The organism is Rhizobium sp. H4, from assembly GCF_003013335.1.
GTDB lineage: Bacteria > Pseudomonadota > Alphaproteobacteria > Rhizobiales > Rhizobiaceae > Rhizobium > Rhizobium sophoriradicis.
The window spans coordinates 411,308-426,965 of sequence record NZ_PSOW01000001.1 but is presented as its reverse complement, the minus strand read 5'-3'; the positions used below and the strand labels follow the sequence as shown (position 1 = coordinate 426,965).

Genomic DNA, 15,658 nt, shown 5'->3' with positions numbered 1-15,658 from the left:
AAGGTTGGCGCGACTGGAATTTCCGCAGCCCTATGCCAAGCCGTGGGAAGGCGACCGGAATATCTGGGGGTGACAGCGGTGCTGCGCAACAATATACAGTCAATCCTATCAGGAATCAGACGGGGATCATGACATGAAGGACTGGCATCCCGATCTCAGCCGGAGCAGCAGCCCGCGTTACATGGCGATTGCCGATCTGATCGAAATGGATCTGCGCAGCGGCCATCTGGCGGTCGGAGACCGGCTGCCGCCGCAACGCGACCTCGCCAAGCGGCTGAATGTCGATTTCACCACCGTGGCCAGAGGCTATGTCGAGGCGCAGAAGCGCGGTCTTGTCGAGTCGCATGTCGGCCGGGGCACTTTCATCACCGGCCGCGTGGGCAAGGCGCAGCAGGACTTCGCGCCTGACGCGGCGCCCGATCCGCGCCGCGCATCGATCGTCGACTTCTCGATGAACATGCCGCCGGAACCAGACGATCCGGAACTGATCGCGGGCATGCGAGAGGCCATGTCGGCGGTGGCCGCAAGTCTCATCCCGCTACTGCGCTACCAGGGTTTCGGCGGCTCCGGCATCGATAAGGACGCCGCCGCCGTCTGGCTCGGCCGCCGTGGGCTCACGCCTTCGCAGGAGCGGATCTTCGTCACGCCGGGTGCGCATCCGGCCCTGTTGGCGATCTTCGGCCTGCTGGCAAAGCCGGGCGAGACGGTGCTTTCGGAAATCATCACCTATCCCGGCATGCGCTCGATCGCCGCCCAGCTGCGGCTCAACCTCGCCGGCGTGCCGATGGACGAGGACGGTATCCTGCCGGATGCCCTTGCCAGCGCCTGCGAACGGTTGAAGCCGAAGGCGCTCTATCTCAATCCGACACTTCAGAACCCGTTGACACTGACCATTTCAACCGGTCGGCGCGAGGAAATCGCGGCCGTCGCCCGCAAACATCAGCTGCCGATCGTCGAGGATGATGCCTATGGCTTCATTCCCCAGCAAGGTCCGGCGCCGCTTGCGGCATTAGCGCCGGACCTCACCTGGCATATTGGCGGCCTGGCGAAATCCCTCGGCGCGGGCCTGCGCCTTGCTTATGTCGTGGCGCCCGACAGCAAGGCCGTATGGCCCTTCGTCAGCGCTATGCGCGCCAACAACGTCATGGCCTCGCCTTTGACAGTGGCACTCGCCACCCGCTGGATAGAGGACGGCACGGCCGATGCGATCCTGCGCTTCATCCGCGCCGAGGCCGCCGCCCGTCAGCAGATGGTCGCCGCCATCCTGCCTGCCGGCAGCTACCGCGCCGATCCGATCAGCTTCAACATCTGGCTGCCGCTCGCCAATGGCTGGACCCGTTCCACCTTCGGCAGTCATATGCGTTCCTCCGGCATCGGCGTCGTGGCAAGCGATGCCTTCACCGTCGAGGGCGCCGCCCCGGAAGCGGTGCGGGTCTGCCTCGGCGGCCCGATCACTCGGGAGAGACTGCACGGCGCACTGGAATTCATGACCCATGCGCTGGAAGGCCCGCCGGAAATGGCGGCGTCGTTCTTCTAATCCCGGCAGCTTTCAACTTGCCCTCAGGCCCGCTGCTGGTCTGGTCCCTTCGATGATGTGATGTCTGCGGTTTGCCCGGTCGCCAGCCGACGGGGATCTGCGGCATTCTGGCAATTTGACTGGTGATTGATGCGTAATGTATTTATATTGGATGCATGCATTTATGTGGCATTGATCGGCATTGAGCCGCGTGCCAGAGAAGACGAGGTTATCATGGACACCGAATATCCCCCGCTTCCTCCGATGCAGACCGGCGTCAGGGGACGTTGCCCGCGTTGCGGCCAGGGCCATATGTTCAAGGGCTTTCTGACGCTGCAGCCGCAATGCGAGGTCTGCGGCCTCGATTATGCCTTCGCCGATCCGGCCGACGGCCCGGCCTTCTTCGTCATCTGCTTCGCCTGCATACCGAGCGTCCTGCTTGGCGTCTGGCTGGAGGTGGCGTTTTCGGCGCCGATCTGGGTGCAGCTTCTGGTCACCGGCCCCTTCATGCTCGCCACCTGCATTCCGCCACTCAGGCCCCTGAAAGGCTGGTTGGTCGCCAGCCAATATTTCTACAAGGCGGAAGAGGGCAAACTCGCCTAGAGCCTATTTCAGCGTCGCGCGCAGGCGCGGCGTGGCGAAATCGATGAGCGCCCGCAGTTTCAGCGGCACCAGCCCCTGCGAGGGATAGACGAGCTGCACCGGCGCCGGCGGCGGTTCGAAATCTTCGAGCAGCGGCACCAGCAGGCCCGCCGCTGCGGCGCGGGCGGCCTGATAGGAGAGCACGCGGGTGACGCCGAGACCGGCGACGGCCGCATCGACGGCGGCCTCGGCGGTGTTGACCGCGAGCCGTGAGCGGATCGGCACGGCAAGATCGCGCTTCCCCTCCGTGAAGCTCCAGCTTCGAGTCGCGGCCATGTTCTCGAAGGTGATGCAGTCATGTGCGGAGAGATCGCCCGGCTGCCGGGGTGCCAGGTGCCGCGCGAGATAATCCGGGCTGGCATAGACGGTGCGGCGGATCGCGCCGAGCCGCGTGGCGATCAGGTTGCTGTCGGCCAGGGTGCCGATCCTCAGCGCCAGGTCGATATGATCCTCGACAAGGTTCGACAGACGGTCGCCGAGCATCAGCCGCAGATTGATCTCGGCATAGGCCTTCAGGAAATCCACCACGACAGGCAGGACATGCAGCCGCCCGAAGACGATCGGCGCGGTCATCGTCAGCTCGCCCTTCGGCGCGCTGTATTCGCCGGCGGCCGTCCGTTCCGCCTCTTCCACCCGGTCGAGAATTTCCCGCGCCGCCTCCACATAGGAGCGTCCGGCCTCGGTCAATGTGATCTTCCGATTGCTTCTCTGCAGCAGCTTGGCGCCGAGATGCGCCTCGAGCTCGGAGACCTTGCGGCTGACCGTCGCCAGCGGTGAACGCAGATGCCGCGAGGCGGCCGACAGGCTGCCTTGCTCGACGACGGCAAGAAGCACGCTCATGGCGTCGAGGCGGTCCATTTTATCCTTCCATCAATTGAGAACATGCCTTCCAGATTAGCATCCTACTGCAGTTCATTGGAAGGCAGTAAATTCCCTGCAGGTGGTTCGAACGGCCATCGCCGGCAAGGCCGAGGCCTTGTTCCCGCCCCATCAGACAAAGGAACCGTCATGAAACTCTACCATCATCCGCTGTCCGGCCATTCCCACCGGGTTCACCTGTTCCTGTCGCTGCTCGGCGTGCCTTACGAACTGGTCGAGGTCGACTTGGCCGCCGGCGCTCACAAGGCTCCTGAGTTCCTGAAGCTCAATGCCTTTGGCCAGGTGCCGGTGCTTGACGACGATGGAGCGGTCATTCCCGATTCCGCCGCCATCCTCGTCTATCTCGCACGCAAATTTGGCCGCACCGACTGGCTGCCGGTAGACATGTTGGCGGCGGCACGGATCCAGAAATGGCTCTCGGTCGCCGCGGGCGAGATCGCCTACGGGCCTTGCGCCGCCCGTCTCGTCACTGTCTTCGGCGTCAATTTTCATGCCGACGAGGTGATTGCCCGGGCGCACCGCATTCTTACGCTGGTCGAGGCGGAGCTCACGGGCCGCGCCTTCCTGCTCGGCGACAATCCGACGATCGCCGATATCGCGCTTTACAGCTACATCGCCAATGCGCCGGAGGGCAATGTCGACACCGCGCCCTATCAGGCCGTGCGCGCCTGGCTTTCCCGCATCGAGGCGCTGCCGGGTTTCGTCAGCTTCCGCAAGACGAAGATCGGACTGGCCGCATAAAGATCCGTCCCGATCGTGCCTGAAAGGAGGCCGTGATGCTGGAGAAGTCAAGAGAGGATGCGCCATCGCCCTGGCATCAGGGTGAACTCGCAATGCAGCGCAGCGTCGGCGTCGTCGAGCGGATGGACGGGCCGGGGCGGAATTTCGTCCGCAAGGCGATGCCCGAGCAGCACCGCGCCTTCTTTCCGATGCTGCCTTTCGTCGTGCTCGGCACGGTCGATGCGAAGGGCGACGTCTGGGCGACGGTGCGGGCCGCGCAGCCGGGTTTCATGTCCTCGCCGGACCCGGAGACGCTTGAGGTCCGCCTGCCGCGCGAGTCGGCCGATCCTGCCGATGCCGGGATGGAGGATGGCGCCGCCATCGCGATGCTCGGCATTCAGCTCGAGACCCGGCGGCGCAACCGGTTGAACGGCGCCATCAGCAGGACGGATGCCGATGGTTTCCGCCTGCGCGTCGGCCAGAGCTTCGGCAATTGCCCGCAATATATCCAGCCTCGCGCCGCCGCCTTCGTTCGCGATCCCGCTCTGCCGACAGCGCTGCCGCCGCTGCGGTCCCATGAGTTCGACGAGCGCGCGCGGCGGATGGTCGAGAATGCCGATACGTTTTTCGTCGCTTCCTATGTCGACCGCGAGAATGGCGAACGCCAGGTCGACGTCTCCCATCGTGGCGGCTATGCCGGGTTCGTGCATCTCGGCGCCGATGGCGCGCTGACCGTTCCCGACTTTGCCGGCAATCGTTTCTTCAACACGCTCGGCAATTTCCTGGTCAATCCGAAGGCCGGGCTGGTCTTCATCGATTTCGATACCGGCGACATGCTGCAGATGACGGGACGGGTCGAGGTGTTGCTCGATTCGCCTGACATCGCCGCCTTTCCCAGGGCGGAAAGGCTGTGGCGTTTCACGCCGGAGGATATCGTGCTGCGCCCGGATGCCCTGCCGCTGCGGTGGAACCGGCGCACCGATGTCTGAGCTCGATCGCCGCCCGACAAGACTTGTAAAACCGGTACCGATCGGTAAACTCGAAACTACTCAGTACAGGAGATATCATGTCCAGCCTCATTCCGCCGTTCACCCTGGAGACCGCCACGCAGAAAGTTCGTCTCGCCGAGGACGGCTGGAACAGCCGCGATCCCGAGCGCGTCTCGCTCGTCTACACGCCGGACAGCCGCTGGCGGAACCGCGCCGAATTCATTACCGGCCGCGCCGAGATCGTCGCTTTTCTCACCCGCAAATGGGCCAAGGAACTGGACTACCGGCTGATCAAGGAGATCTGGGCCTTCACCGACAATCGCATTGCCGTGCGCTTTGCCTATGAATGGCACGATGACAGCGGCAACTGGTTCCGCTCCTATGGCAATGAGAACTGGGAATTCGATGCGGCCGGCTTGATGCAGCGCCGTTTTGCCTGCATCAACGATCTGCCGATCCGGGAAACGGAGCGCAAATACCACTGGCCGCTCGGCCGACGGCCGGACGATCATCCCGGCCTGACCGAGCTCGGCCTCTAGAACAGGATGAATTCAGGCCGGTGAAGACCGTCTATGAACGCACCGACATCGTGCCGCTGCTCGCGGAAACCTTCCGCGAGCTCGGTTACGAGGGCGCCACGCTCAGCCGCATCACCGAACGCACCGGCATCGGCAAGGGCAGCCTTTATCACTTCTTCCCGGGCGGTAAGGAGGAGATGGCCGGCGCCGTGCTCGCCGATATCGACGCCTGGTTCGAGCAGGCGGTCTATCGGCCGCTCAGAAATGACGATGCCCGTCAGGCGATCGCGGCGATGTGGCTCAACGTGGGTGACTATTTCCGCTCCGGCGGCCGCATCTGCCTCGTCGGCGCCTTCGCGCTCGACGACACCCGTGAGCGGTTTTCGTCTGCGATCGGCGACTATTTTATCCGCTGGATCGAGGCGTTGCGTTCGGCGCTGATGCGGGCAGGCTGTGCCGAGCGGGAGGCGCAGACGCTGGCCGAGGAAGGCATCTGCGGCATTCAAGGGGCGCTGGTACTGTCGCGCGCGCTCAAAGATGAAGCGGTCTTCACCCGGTCGCTGGAAACGTTGGCGAAGCGGCTTGAGGCTGCGACGCGATGAGGGCAGACCTTACATCCGCGCCGCTTTGCCTGTATCTCTCGGCGTTGCGGTTGAGGCTGCCGGGTCGGGCGGGGTGTTCTCGCGCTCAAGGCGAATCTGGCGCCACTCATTTTCCATCTGGTCGACGACGTGCTGGGGAATGGTGGTCTGGGTATTGGCGGCAGGCGTCTGCATCGGAAGTCTCCTCTTGTGGTGGTAAGGCTTCAGGGCAAGGAAATGAATTGCACAAGATAAAAGCCGTGTAAATCAGGGGCTTAGGCACTTCAAACGATTAAGTTGATTTTAATCGATTAAGACGGTTTTAACCACGAGATTGCCGGGAAGCGCGGTATGGTTGTCCACATGGATCGGATGTTCTTTTTTGATGCGGTGTGCCAGGAGCTCTTTAAAGGAGGGCTAACTCATCCTCAGGTAGAGGGTATTGCGGCGATTCTCGATGCCTGGGAAAAGCGGTTTGCGCGGGCCGACCGCCGGTGGCTGGCCTACATCCTCGCAACCGCTTACCACGAGACCGCCTATACGATGCAGCCGGTCCGCGAGACGTTGGCTGAAAGCGATACTCGCGCCGTCGAGATCCTGGAGGCGGCCTTTGCCGCCGGCAGGCTCTCCTGGGTAAAGGCGCCCTACTGGCGGCCGGACGAGGATGGCCGCTGCTGGCTCGGGCGTGGCCTGGTGCAGCTCACCCATAGGCGGAATTACGAGGCGATGAGCGTGCTGACGGGCATCGACCTCGTTGCCGATCCTGATCGGGCGATGGAGATGGATGCGGCGGTGACCATCCTGATCGAAGGCATGCTGCAGGGCAGCTTTACCGGACACAAACTTGCCGATCACCTGAACGCGACGACCGAGGACTGGGTCAATGCGCGCCGCATCGTCAACGGCACCGACCGGGCCGAGAAGCTCGCGGGCTACGCCAGGGCCTTCCATGCGGCGATGCGTCCTGATGCCGCGCAGGTCGGGGCGTGCGGTTGAAGGCCCGGGGTCCGCGTGTTATCGCGCGGGCGACCCTCTGAAATCTGACAGGAGCTTCCGCGTGATCCGCCATATCGTTTTCTTCACAGTGCAGGAGGAACATCTGGAGGAGGTGAGGGCCGGACTGTCGATCCTGACCGCCATTCCGCACGCGCGGCTGCTGGAAATCGGCACCAATGTGAAGACCGATCAGCTGGGTACCGAGATCGATCTTGTCGTCTACGGTGAATTCGACGATGAAGCGGCTCTCGCTGCCTATAAGGCGCATCCCGATTATCAGCGCTCGATCGAGCGTGTGCGGCCGCTGCGGGAAAAGCGCATTGCCGCGGACTACGACAGCCGCGCAGCGGTGACGCGGCCGCTCTGAACCGGCAGGCCGTCGGCTGCCGGACGTGTTTGGGTTAAATTTCAAAGGGATAAACAGCTTTCCGGATTCGCCGCGCTGGATGTTGATGCAGCCGTGAGCCACCGGATCCAATCTTCGCAAAATCGGCGGCAAGCGATTCAAAAGATTCGTCAAACGCACGGTCCATCGTCAGCGGAAGAGGGCGTCCATTCCAAGCGTCATGAGGCGGCCGGGCTTGGCTGCGATGCCCGCGTACCGCGCACCAGCGTCATCAGCATCAGCACCAGAATCAGCGACAAGGCGGCGAGAACGGCAGCGGCGAAAAGCGCCGGGCCGGGGCCGGCGCGGTCGAGGATGGCAGTGAAGACAACAGGGGCGATCGCATTGGCAAGGTTCTGCGGCAGCGACAGCCGTGCCGATTGCAGGCCGAATTCGCGCGGCGAAAACACCGCCAGCGGCAGAAGCGCGCGGGCGACGGCCATGACGCCGGAGCCGAAGCCGTAGAGCACAACGAAGGTGACGAGCAGCGGCGTCGACGGACTGGCGAGCAGCATCATCAGGAAGCTTATCAGCATCAGGCCGATGCCCATGGCGGCGCTGAGGATGGGATTGCCGCGCCGGCCGAGCAGCATGTCGAGGAAGCGCGCCGAAATGCCGAGCACGCCGCGGGCCGAGCCGAGCTGCAGCGCCAAGGCCGGCGCGGCGCCCGACTGGCGGAAGATCTCGAGCAGCGAGGGCGAGATGCCGAAGGTGACGAAGGTGGTAAGGGTCGTCGTCGCGGCGATCAGCAGAAAGGCTTTGCGCCCGGCCGCCTTCGACAGCGGCACCGGCGCGATTTCGGCCGCGCCGCCGACGACATGCGCGGCGATCGGCTTCGGCAGGGCGAAAAGATGCAGCGGCAGGCAGATGAAGAATTGCAGGCCTGCGCAGATGAGGAAGGTGAGGCGCCAGCCGACGGCTTCGTTGAGCAGGCTGAGGATCGGCCAGAAGATGGCGCTCGAAAGCCCGGTGAACAGCATCAGGACGGCGATGACGCGCTTGCCGTCCATCCCCTCGCGCTCGACGACGGCGGTATAGGCGGGCGCCGACAGGCCGAGCGCGCCGCCGACGCCGATCACGATCCAGGCGGCGGCGTAGAGAATGACGCCGTTGGCGGCTGCCAGCAGGCAGAGGCCGAGGGCAAAGGTCAGGGAAGCCGCCGAAAGCACCCGGGCGGCGCCGTAACGGCCAAGCCAGCGGCCGGTCGCCGGGCCGACGATGGCGCTGACCAACATCATGATCGTCAGGCCGGCAAACGCCACCTCGTTCGCCATGCCGAGGTCGGGCGCCACGATGCGGCCCATCACCCCGAGCATGTCGAAGGTCGTACCCCAGCCGATCACCTGGGTGATGGCGAGCACGAAGACCGTCTGCGCCGAGCGGAAGCGGAAGGAGTTTGGCATTGGTGCTGAAATGGCCTGAATGCGGGAGCCGCAAGGACATAACAGGTTCAATCAGCCGGTAAAAGCTGTGATTGCAATTTCCGGCAGCCCGCCGCGCGCGGGCTTGACCCAAGCATCCGCGCCCAGCCCTCCGTATGCGCCTGGGGAAGACTTTTCCCATGCGCAAAAAGCGGCCGCGGCATCGGTTTTCAGCAGCTGACACCTGCTGCCGCCAACAGTCGAGAACGGTTCTAAACACCCGGCATTACAGCGCATTCATTTGCCATTCAGGTCGCGTGAGTACATAGTCGCATCAAGTTGGAATTACCCTTGAAAGCATAACACATGGCCTTTCCTCTGAGCGTCGCAATAGTGGCCGCCGGACTGGTGGTATCGGCGCCCTCACCGGACGCCACAGGCACTCTTGTCGTGCGTGTGACAGGCGATTGCAGCGCCGCTGCCGCCCAGGTCGTCGAGCAGACGGGTGGCCAGCTCTTATCGGTGCAACCGGTGGGCGATAGTTGCATCATCACCGTTCTGGTGTCGGGCAACGGCCAGCGCCCGCGCAAGGTGACGGTAAAGGTTCCGATGTAGGCGGAATCGGTCTATTCAGAACATGATCGATTTGAAGCGGACGAAGGCGGACCGATGCGCATCCTGGTAATCGAAGACGACGTCAACCTGAACCGGCAGCTGACCGACACGCTGAAGGAGGCGGGCTATGTCGTCGACCAGGCGTTCGACGGCGAGGAGGGACATTTCCTCGGCGATACCGAACCCTATGATGCCATCATCCTCGATATCGGCCTGCCTGAGATGGACGGCGTTACCGTGCTCGAAAAATGGCGCGGCGCCGGCCGCGGCATGCCGGTTTTGATCCTGACGGCGCGCGACCGCTGGAGCGACAAGGTCGCCGGCATCGACGCCGGTGCCGACGATTACGTCACCAAACCGTTCCATGTCGAGGAAGTGCTGGCGCGCATCCGGGCGCTGATCCGGCGTGCGGCCGGGCATGCCTCCTCCGAGATCATCTGCGGACCCGTTCGGCTCGACACCAAATCCTCGAAGGCGACGGTTAACGGCACGCCGCTGAAGCTGACCTCGCACGAATATCGGCTGCTCGCCTATCTCATGCATCACATGGGCGAGGTCGTCTCGCGCACGGAGCTGGTCGAACACATGTACGACCAGGATTTCGACCGCGACTCCAACACGATCGAGGTCTTCGTCGGCCGCCTGCGCAAGAAGATGGGCGTCGACCTGATCGAAACGGTGCGCGGTCTCGGCTACCGCATCCAAGCGCCGAAACATGCGAATTAAGTCGCTCACCGCACGTGTGCTGCTGCTGACCACGGTCTGGTCGACGGTGGCCCTGGTGGTAATCGGCCTGCTCATCTCGACGCTCTACCGCAAGAGCGCCGAACGCGGTTTTCAGGATCTGTTGCGGGCCCAGCTTTATAACGTCATCAATTCGGTGACGATCGGCGATCAGGGGGCGTTGAGCGGCAGCCCGCAGCTCGGCGATCTGCGTTTTGCCCAGCCGAAGACCGGCTGGTACTGGGTGGTGGAGCCGCTCGGCACTTATACGACAGCGCCGCTGGTCTCGCCCTCGCTCGGCTCGGCGCTCATTCCGGTTCCCTCCGTCGTCGAGGCGCCCTTCGACAAGAATTACGAGCGTTATTACCAGGTGACGGACGCCTCCGGCAACCGGGTGCAGGTCGCCGAAACCGAAGTGGTGCTCGATACCGACGGACGCGCGGCGCGCTTCCGCGTCACCGGCAATGTCGACGTCGTCGAGGACGATGTGCGCACCTTTTCCCACAGCCTCTATCTGGCGCTTGCCGGTTTCGGCGTCGGCAGCCTGATCGTCAATGCGCTCGCCATTCTCTACGGCCTGAAGCCGCTCGACAAGGCGCGCGCCGCCCTGGAGCGCATCCGTGCCGGCGAAAGCGAGCAGTTGAAGGGCGACTTCCCGCGCGAAATCCTGCCGCTCGCCAACGAGGTCAATGCGCTGATCGACAGCAACCGGCGCATCGTCGAGCGGGCGCGCATGCAGGTCGGTAATCTCGCCCATTCGCTGAAGACGCCGATCGCCGTTCTCCTCAACGAGGCGCGCGTTCTCGAAAAATCCCACGGCGAACTGGTGCGCAGTCAGGCGGAATCGATGCAGGGGCAGGTGCAGTCCTATCTCAACCGGGCCCGCATCGCCGCCCAGCGCGAATCCGTGCTGGCGCGCACCGATGCCGAGCCGGCGCTCGAGCGGCTGGTGCGCGTCATGCGCCGGCTGAATGTCGAGACCGAATTCGATCTCGTCGTTTCGCCGCCGCATCTGGCCGTCGCCATGGAACAGCAGGATCTCGAGGAGACGGTCGGCAATCTCCTGGAGAATGCGGCGCGTTTCGCCAAGAGCAGGGTGCGGCTCTCCGCCGTCGAGGCCGGCGAGGACGTGAAAGGGGCAGAGGCCAGCGCCCGCCGCCACTGGGTGGAGCTCGCCGTCGAGGACGACGGGCCGGGCCTGGAGCCCGACCAGATCCGCGAGGCGCTGAAGCGCGGCCGCAGGCTCGACGAAAGCAAGCCGGGAACCGGGCTCGGCCTGTCGATCGTCACTGAGATTTCAAACGAATACCAGGGGCGCCTCGAGCTGTCCCGCGGCGAGTGGGGCGGGCTGAAGGCGAAGCTTATCCTGCCCGGCGTCACAAAGGATGTTGCATGACCAACTGCTTGATGTCACAAAGATACTGGCAAACGCATAGCATGCTTTGCCTTAATGCTGACACGGGGACGCTGCACTTCGATCGGCTGAAATTGACCTCTGATCGTGGTTCGACGCAATGATTCTACGCTCGCAAGGGATGATCGTTTCCATCCTGCTTCTCGCCGTCGCGCTCACCGGCTGCACGACGACGAAGGGGGCTGCTTCGCGCGGCATTTTTTCCAGCAAACCTTCGGCATCGGCCGCCTTCATCACCGCGCTGCAGGGCGGCATCGTCGGGCGCAGCGGCGTCAGCTTGAGCGATAGCGACAAGCAACGGGCGCTCGAGGCGGAATATCGGGCGTTGGAAGGGGCAGCAGTCGGCCAGCCGGTGGTCTGGAGCGGCAAGGACGTCACCGGCAAGGTGGTGGCGGCAGCACCCTATCAGGTCGGCTCGCAGAATTGCCGGCAATATACCCATACGCTGACGGTCGACGGCAAGGACAGCGTGGCGCGTGGCGCTGCCTGCCGCAACGACGACGGTAGCTGGTCGCCGCTCGGGTGAGGCTCGTTCCAAGCTAAATTGCGGCGAATAGCCTCAAATCTTCGTCATTCCGGCTTTGGCAGTTGGAATAGCGCCACGCTTCACGTATTTGGGCCGGTATGCTGTTCTGGATTCTCGTTGCCGTTCTGACGGCAGCCGTCGCCGTCATCCTGCTTTACCCCCTTCTGCGTGGAGCGAAGGCGGCGGAGAACAGTCGTGCCGGCGAGGCGGCAGTTTATCGCGACCAGCTGCGCGAACTCGACCGCGATCTTGCCGGTGGGCTGATCACAGCTGAGGAGGCTGATTATGCCAGGGCCGAAATCGGCCGGCGGCTGATCGCCGTCTCCGCCGGCGAGCCGGAGGGAACGCCGAAGCCCGCGCGCCATCACCGTGTCACCGAAGCCTTCGTTCTCCTGATCCTGCCGGTGCTCGGGCTCTGTCTTTATGTGACGATGGGCAGGCCCGGTCTGCCCTCGCAGCCGCTCGAAGCGCGGCTGGAAAATCCCGGCAATGACGTGGCGGTGCTGATCGCCAAGGCGGAACGGCATCTGGCCGAAAATCCCGATGACGGGAAGGGTTGGGACGTGCTGGCGCCGATCTATGTCCGCACGATGCGGGTCAATGATGCTGAGGTCGCCTACCGCAATGCGATCCGGCTTCTCGGCCCGAGCCCGATCCGGCTCGACGGCCTCGCCGAGACGCTGATAGCGGTCTCCGAAGGCGTGGTGACCGAAGAGGCGCGCCAAGCGCTGGAACAGTCGTTGACGCTTGAACCCAACAATCCGCGTGCCCGCTTCTATATCGCCCTCAGCATGGAGCAGGCGGGGCGAGCCGACGAGGCGCGCCGGGCCTTCGAAGCGCTGGCGCAGCAATCGCCTGCCGATGCGCCCTGGCTGCCGCTGGTCACTGAACATATCTCCAAGAACGGCGGCGCGGCTGCCCAGCCTTCGGCGCCTAGCGGCCCAACGTCGGAAGACGTGGCGGCGGCCGAAAACATGAGCGCCGGCGACCGCCAGCAGATGATCCGCGGCATGGTCGAAAGCCTCGACGCCAAGCTGAGCGCCGAACCCAACAATTTCGAGGGATGGATGCGGCTCGTCCGCTCCTACGCCGTAATGAACGACAAGGATCGCGCAGCCGACGCCCTGAAGCGCGGGCTTGCGGCCTTTCCGCCGCCGGGGGAACAAGGTCGGCAATTGCTGGCGCTTGCCAGTGAACTTGGCATAGCCACGGAGGGTATGACCCAATGACGCGCAAGCAGAAGCGCCTTGCGGTGATCGGGGGCGGGATGAGTTTCATCCTTGCCGCGGTGCTGTTGGTGATGTTCGCCTTCAGCCAGTCTGTGGCCTATTTCTACATGCCGGCGGATCTGGCGAAGACGCCGGTGGCGCCGGAGACCCGCATCCGGCTCGGCGGCCTGGTGGGCGCGGGCAGCGTCGTGCGCGGCGCCGGCTCGACGGTGGAATTTGCAGTCACCGACGGCAGCGCCAATGCGGTCAAGGTCCAATATACCGGCATCCTTCCGGATCTGTTCCGCGAGGGCCAGGGTGTGGTCACCGAAGGCATGTTTGCCTCAGGCAGCAACGTCTTTGTCGCCGACACGGTGTTGGCCAAGCATGACGAGACCTATATGCCGAAGGAAGTGGCCGACAAGCTGAAGGCGCGGGGTCTGTGGCAGGAAGGCCAGGAGGCGAAGGCGACGCCATGATCATCGAGATCGGCCATTACGCCCTGGTGCTGGCGCTGGCGACGGCGCTGATCGTCTCGAGCGTGCCTGTGATCGGCGCCCGCCGCCGTGACCGGGCGATGATGGATGTGGCGACATCAGGCTCGCTGGCGATGTTTACACTCGTCGCCTTCTCTTTTGCCGTGCTGACCTATGCCCATGTCGTCTCCGACTTCTCGGTCGAGAACGTCTGGGAGAATTCGCATTCGCTGGTGCCGCTGATCTACAAATATTCCGGCGTCTGGGGCAATCACGAGGGATCGATGCTGCTCTGGCTGCTGATCCTGGTGCTATTCAGCGCGTTGGTTGCCGTCTTCGGCCGCAACCTGCCGGAGACGCTGAAGGCCAATGTTCTGGCCGTGCAGGCCTGGATCTCGCTCGCCTTCACCCTGTTCATCCTTTTGACCTCCAATCCCTTCCTGCGGCTTGATCCGGCCCCGGCCGAGGGCCGCGACCTCAATCCGGTGCTGCAGGATGTCGGGCTCGCCATCCACCCGCCGCTGCTCTATCTCGGCTATGTCGGCTTTTCCGTCTGCTTCTCCTTTGCCGTTGCCGCTCTTCTCGAAGGCCGCATCGACGCCGCCTGGGCGCGTTGGGTCCGGCCCTGGACGCTGGCCGCCTGGACCTGTCTGACGCTTGGCATCGCCATGGGCTCCTACTGGGCCTATTACGAGCTCGGCTGGGGCGGCTGGTGGTTCTGGGATCCGGTGGAAAACGCCTCGTTCATGCCGTGGCTGGCCGGCACAGCGCTTCTGCATTCGGCCCTCGTCATGGAAAAACGCGAGGCGCTGAAGATCTGGACTGTGCTGCTCGCCATCCTGACCTTCTCGCTGTCGCTGATGGGCACCTTCCTGGTGCGTTCCGGCGTGCTCACCTCGGTGCATGCCTTCGCCAGCGATCCCTCCCGCGGCGTCTTCATCCTTTGCATCCTGCTGATCTTTATCGGCGGGGCGCTGTCGCTGTTTGCCTTGCGGGCGCCGAAGCTTGCGGCCGGCGGACTGTTTGCGCCGATTTCGCGCGAGGGCGCCCTGGTTCTCAACAATCTGATCCTGACGGTCGCCTGCGGCACGGTGCTCACCGGCACGCTCTATCCGCTGCTCCTGGAGACGCTGACCGGCGACAAGATCTCCGTCGGGCCGCCCTTCTTCAACCTGACATTTGGCCTGCTGATGGCGCCGCTGCTCGTCATCGTGCCCTTCGGGCCGCTGCTGGCCTGGAAGCGCGGCGATCTGCTCGGCGTTTTGCAGCGGCTCTATGTTGTGGCGGGTCTCGCCTTCGCGGCCGCGCTGATCTTCTTCTATCTCCAACATGGTGGGCCGGTACTCTCCGTGCTGGGGCTCGCCGCAGGCCTGTTCCTGGTTCTCGGCGCAATCGCCGATCTCTGGTATCGCGCCGGCATCGGCAAGGTGGCGGCCAACGTCGCCTGGCGGCGTCTGACCGGCCTGCCGCGTTCGGCCTTCGGCACCGCCCTTGCCCATGCCGGGCTCGGCATCAGCGTGCTCGGCATCGTCGCGGTGACGACGTTCCAGACCGAGCACGTCATCGAGATGAAACCCGGCGAGACGACGGATGCCGGCGGCTACAGCCTGCATTTCGACGGCATGCAGCCGGCGACCGGGCCGAACTACACCGAGGAGCGCGGCCACTTCAGCATCCGCCGCGCCGGTGTCGCGGTCGCCGACACCTGGTCGGCCAAGCGGCTCTACACCGCCCGCCAGATGCCGACGACGGAGGCCGGCATCCTGACCTTCGGCCTTAGCCAGCTCTACGTTTCCTTGGGCGACGCCACCAAGGACGGCGGTATCGTCGTGCGCATCTGGTGGAAACCGTTCATCCTGTGCATCTGGGGCGGCGCGCTGATCATGGCCGCCGGCGGCCTCGTCTCGCTCTCCGACCGCCGCCTGCGCGTCGGCGCCCCGCGCCGTAAGGCGAAGGCAAGACCGGCGGCCCCTGCCATGGAGCCGGCGGAATGATGCGCTCGCACCTCTTTTCCGCTTCTCCCCACCGGGGAGAAGATGCCCGAAGGGCAGATGAGGGGGCCGAGCGGCAGAGCCGTGAGGAGCTTGAGCGCAAGCGAAAGGTCGTTTT

At 64.2% G+C, this 15,658-nt stretch carries 17 protein-coding genes and 1 pseudogene; 15 read left to right on the top strand and 3 right to left on the bottom strand.

The window, feature by feature from the left end; genetic code table 11:
- Positions 1-133 precede the first annotated feature (133 nt).
- Positions 134-1,537, top strand: a complete 1,404-nt coding sequence (locus C4N04_RS02160) for a PLP-dependent aminotransferase family protein (protein ID WP_106795337.1) — start codon at positions 134-136, stop codon at positions 1,535-1,537.
- Positions 1,538-1,750: 213 nt separating this feature from the next.
- Positions 1,751-2,119, top strand: a complete 369-nt coding sequence (locus tag C4N04_RS02155) for a DUF983 domain-containing protein (protein WP_037113541.1) — start codon at positions 1,751-1,753, stop codon at positions 2,117-2,119.
- 3 nt (positions 2,120-2,122) lie between these two features.
- On the opposite strand, the gene C4N04_RS02150 is transcribed toward C4N04_RS02155, so the two are convergent.
- Entirely contained in the window at positions 2,123-3,016 is an 894-nt protein-coding gene (locus tag C4N04_RS02150) for a LysR family transcriptional regulator (protein WP_077994830.1), read from the bottom strand.
- 150 nt (positions 3,017-3,166) lie between these two features.
- On the opposite strand from C4N04_RS02150, the gene C4N04_RS02145 reads away from it, so the two are divergent.
- The 4 genes from C4N04_RS02145 to C4N04_RS02130 all read left to right on the top strand — a co-directional run bounded on the left by C4N04_RS02145 (position 3,167) and on the right by C4N04_RS02130 (position 5,866).
- Positions 3,167-3,778 carry a glutathione S-transferase gene (locus C4N04_RS02145; protein WP_077994831.1) on the top strand — a complete coding sequence of 204 codons (612 nt, stop codon included), beginning with the start codon at positions 3,167-3,169 and terminating at the stop codon, positions 3,776-3,778.
- A gap of 35 nt (positions 3,779-3,813) precedes the next feature.
- The gene (locus C4N04_RS02140) at positions 3,814-4,746 is read left to right on the top strand and encodes a pyridoxamine 5'-phosphate oxidase family protein (protein ID WP_009993136.1); all 933 of its coding nucleotides are present in this window, start codon (positions 3,814-3,816) and stop codon (positions 4,744-4,746) included.
- 77 nt (positions 4,747-4,823) lie between these two features.
- Positions 4,824-5,285, top strand: coding sequence for a nuclear transport factor 2 family protein (locus tag C4N04_RS02135; RefSeq protein ID WP_038687812.1), 462 nt, complete (start codon positions 4,824-4,826; stop codon positions 5,283-5,285).
- A 20-nt stretch (positions 5,286-5,305) separates the two neighbouring features.
- Positions 5,306-5,866, top strand: coding sequence for a TetR/AcrR family transcriptional regulator (locus C4N04_RS02130; RefSeq protein ID WP_077994832.1), 561 nt, complete (start codon positions 5,306-5,308; stop codon positions 5,864-5,866).
- A gap of 9 nt (positions 5,867-5,875) precedes the next feature.
- Here the strand turns inward: C4N04_RS02130 and C4N04_RS31725 are convergent, their stop codons facing one another.
- Complete coding sequence (locus C4N04_RS31725; RefSeq protein WP_009993710.1) at positions 5,876-6,040, bottom strand: hypothetical protein; 165 nt, start codon at positions 6,038-6,040, stop codon at positions 5,876-5,878.
- 156 nt (positions 6,041-6,196) lie between these two features.
- On the opposite strand from C4N04_RS31725, the pseudogene C4N04_RS02125 reads away from it, so the two are divergent.
- Positions 6,197-6,882: pseudogene (locus C4N04_RS02125) on the top strand (hypothetical protein).
- Positions 6,883-6,902: 20 nt separating this feature from the next.
- Positions 6,903-7,208, top strand: a complete 306-nt coding sequence (locus C4N04_RS02120; RefSeq protein ID WP_039618754.1) for a Dabb family protein — start codon at positions 6,903-6,905, stop codon at positions 7,206-7,208.
- Positions 7,209-7,405: 197 nt separating this feature from the next.
- Here C4N04_RS02120 and C4N04_RS02115 read toward each other — a convergent pair whose 3' ends face one another.
- Positions 7,406-8,629 (bottom strand): MFS transporter, encoded by a 1,224-nt coding sequence (locus tag C4N04_RS02115; RefSeq protein ID WP_199852436.1) that lies wholly within the window; start codon positions 8,627-8,629, stop codon positions 7,406-7,408.
- Between the two features lie 324 nt (positions 8,630-8,953).
- On the opposite strand from C4N04_RS02115, the gene C4N04_RS02110 reads away from it, so the two are divergent.
- The 7 genes from C4N04_RS02110 (at position 8,954) to C4N04_RS02080 (ending at position 15,543) form a co-directional block, all read left to right on the top strand.
- Entirely contained in the window at positions 8,954-9,202 is a 249-nt protein-coding gene (locus C4N04_RS02110) for a hypothetical protein (RefSeq protein WP_009994276.1), read from the top strand.
- 54 nt (positions 9,203-9,256) lie between these two features.
- Positions 9,257-9,928 carry a response regulator transcription factor gene (locus C4N04_RS02105; protein WP_009994275.1) on the top strand — a complete coding sequence of 224 codons (672 nt, stop codon included), beginning with the start codon at positions 9,257-9,259 and terminating at the stop codon, positions 9,926-9,928.
- Complete coding sequence (locus tag C4N04_RS02100) at positions 9,918-11,321, top strand: HAMP domain-containing sensor histidine kinase (protein ID WP_038687818.1); 1,404 nt, start codon at positions 9,918-9,920, stop codon at positions 11,319-11,321. Before C4N04_RS02105 ends, C4N04_RS02100 begins: the two co-directional genes overlap by 11 nt.
- Before the next feature lie 118 nt (positions 11,322-11,439).
- A complete protein-coding gene (locus C4N04_RS02095) occupies positions 11,440-11,865 on the top strand; it encodes a membrane protein (protein ID WP_038687820.1) in 426 nt (141 codons plus the stop codon).
- A 98-nt stretch (positions 11,866-11,963) separates the two neighbouring features.
- Positions 11,964-13,094: a c-type cytochrome biogenesis protein CcmI gene (gene ccmI, locus C4N04_RS02090; RefSeq protein WP_077994834.1), complete on the top strand. Its 1,131-nt coding sequence runs from the start codon at positions 11,964-11,966 to the stop codon at positions 13,092-13,094.
- Positions 13,091-13,552: a cytochrome c maturation protein CcmE gene (gene ccmE, locus C4N04_RS02085; RefSeq protein ID WP_106795335.1), complete on the top strand. Its 462-nt coding sequence runs from the start codon at positions 13,091-13,093 to the stop codon at positions 13,550-13,552. The genes ccmI and ccmE overlap by 4 nt, the downstream gene beginning before the upstream one ends.
- Complete coding sequence (locus tag C4N04_RS02080) at positions 13,549-15,543, top strand: heme lyase CcmF/NrfE family subunit (RefSeq protein ID WP_096771069.1); 1,995 nt, start codon at positions 13,549-13,551, stop codon at positions 15,541-15,543. Before ccmE ends, C4N04_RS02080 begins: the two co-directional genes overlap by 4 nt.
- The last annotated feature ends 115 nt before the right edge of the window (positions 15,544-15,658 follow it).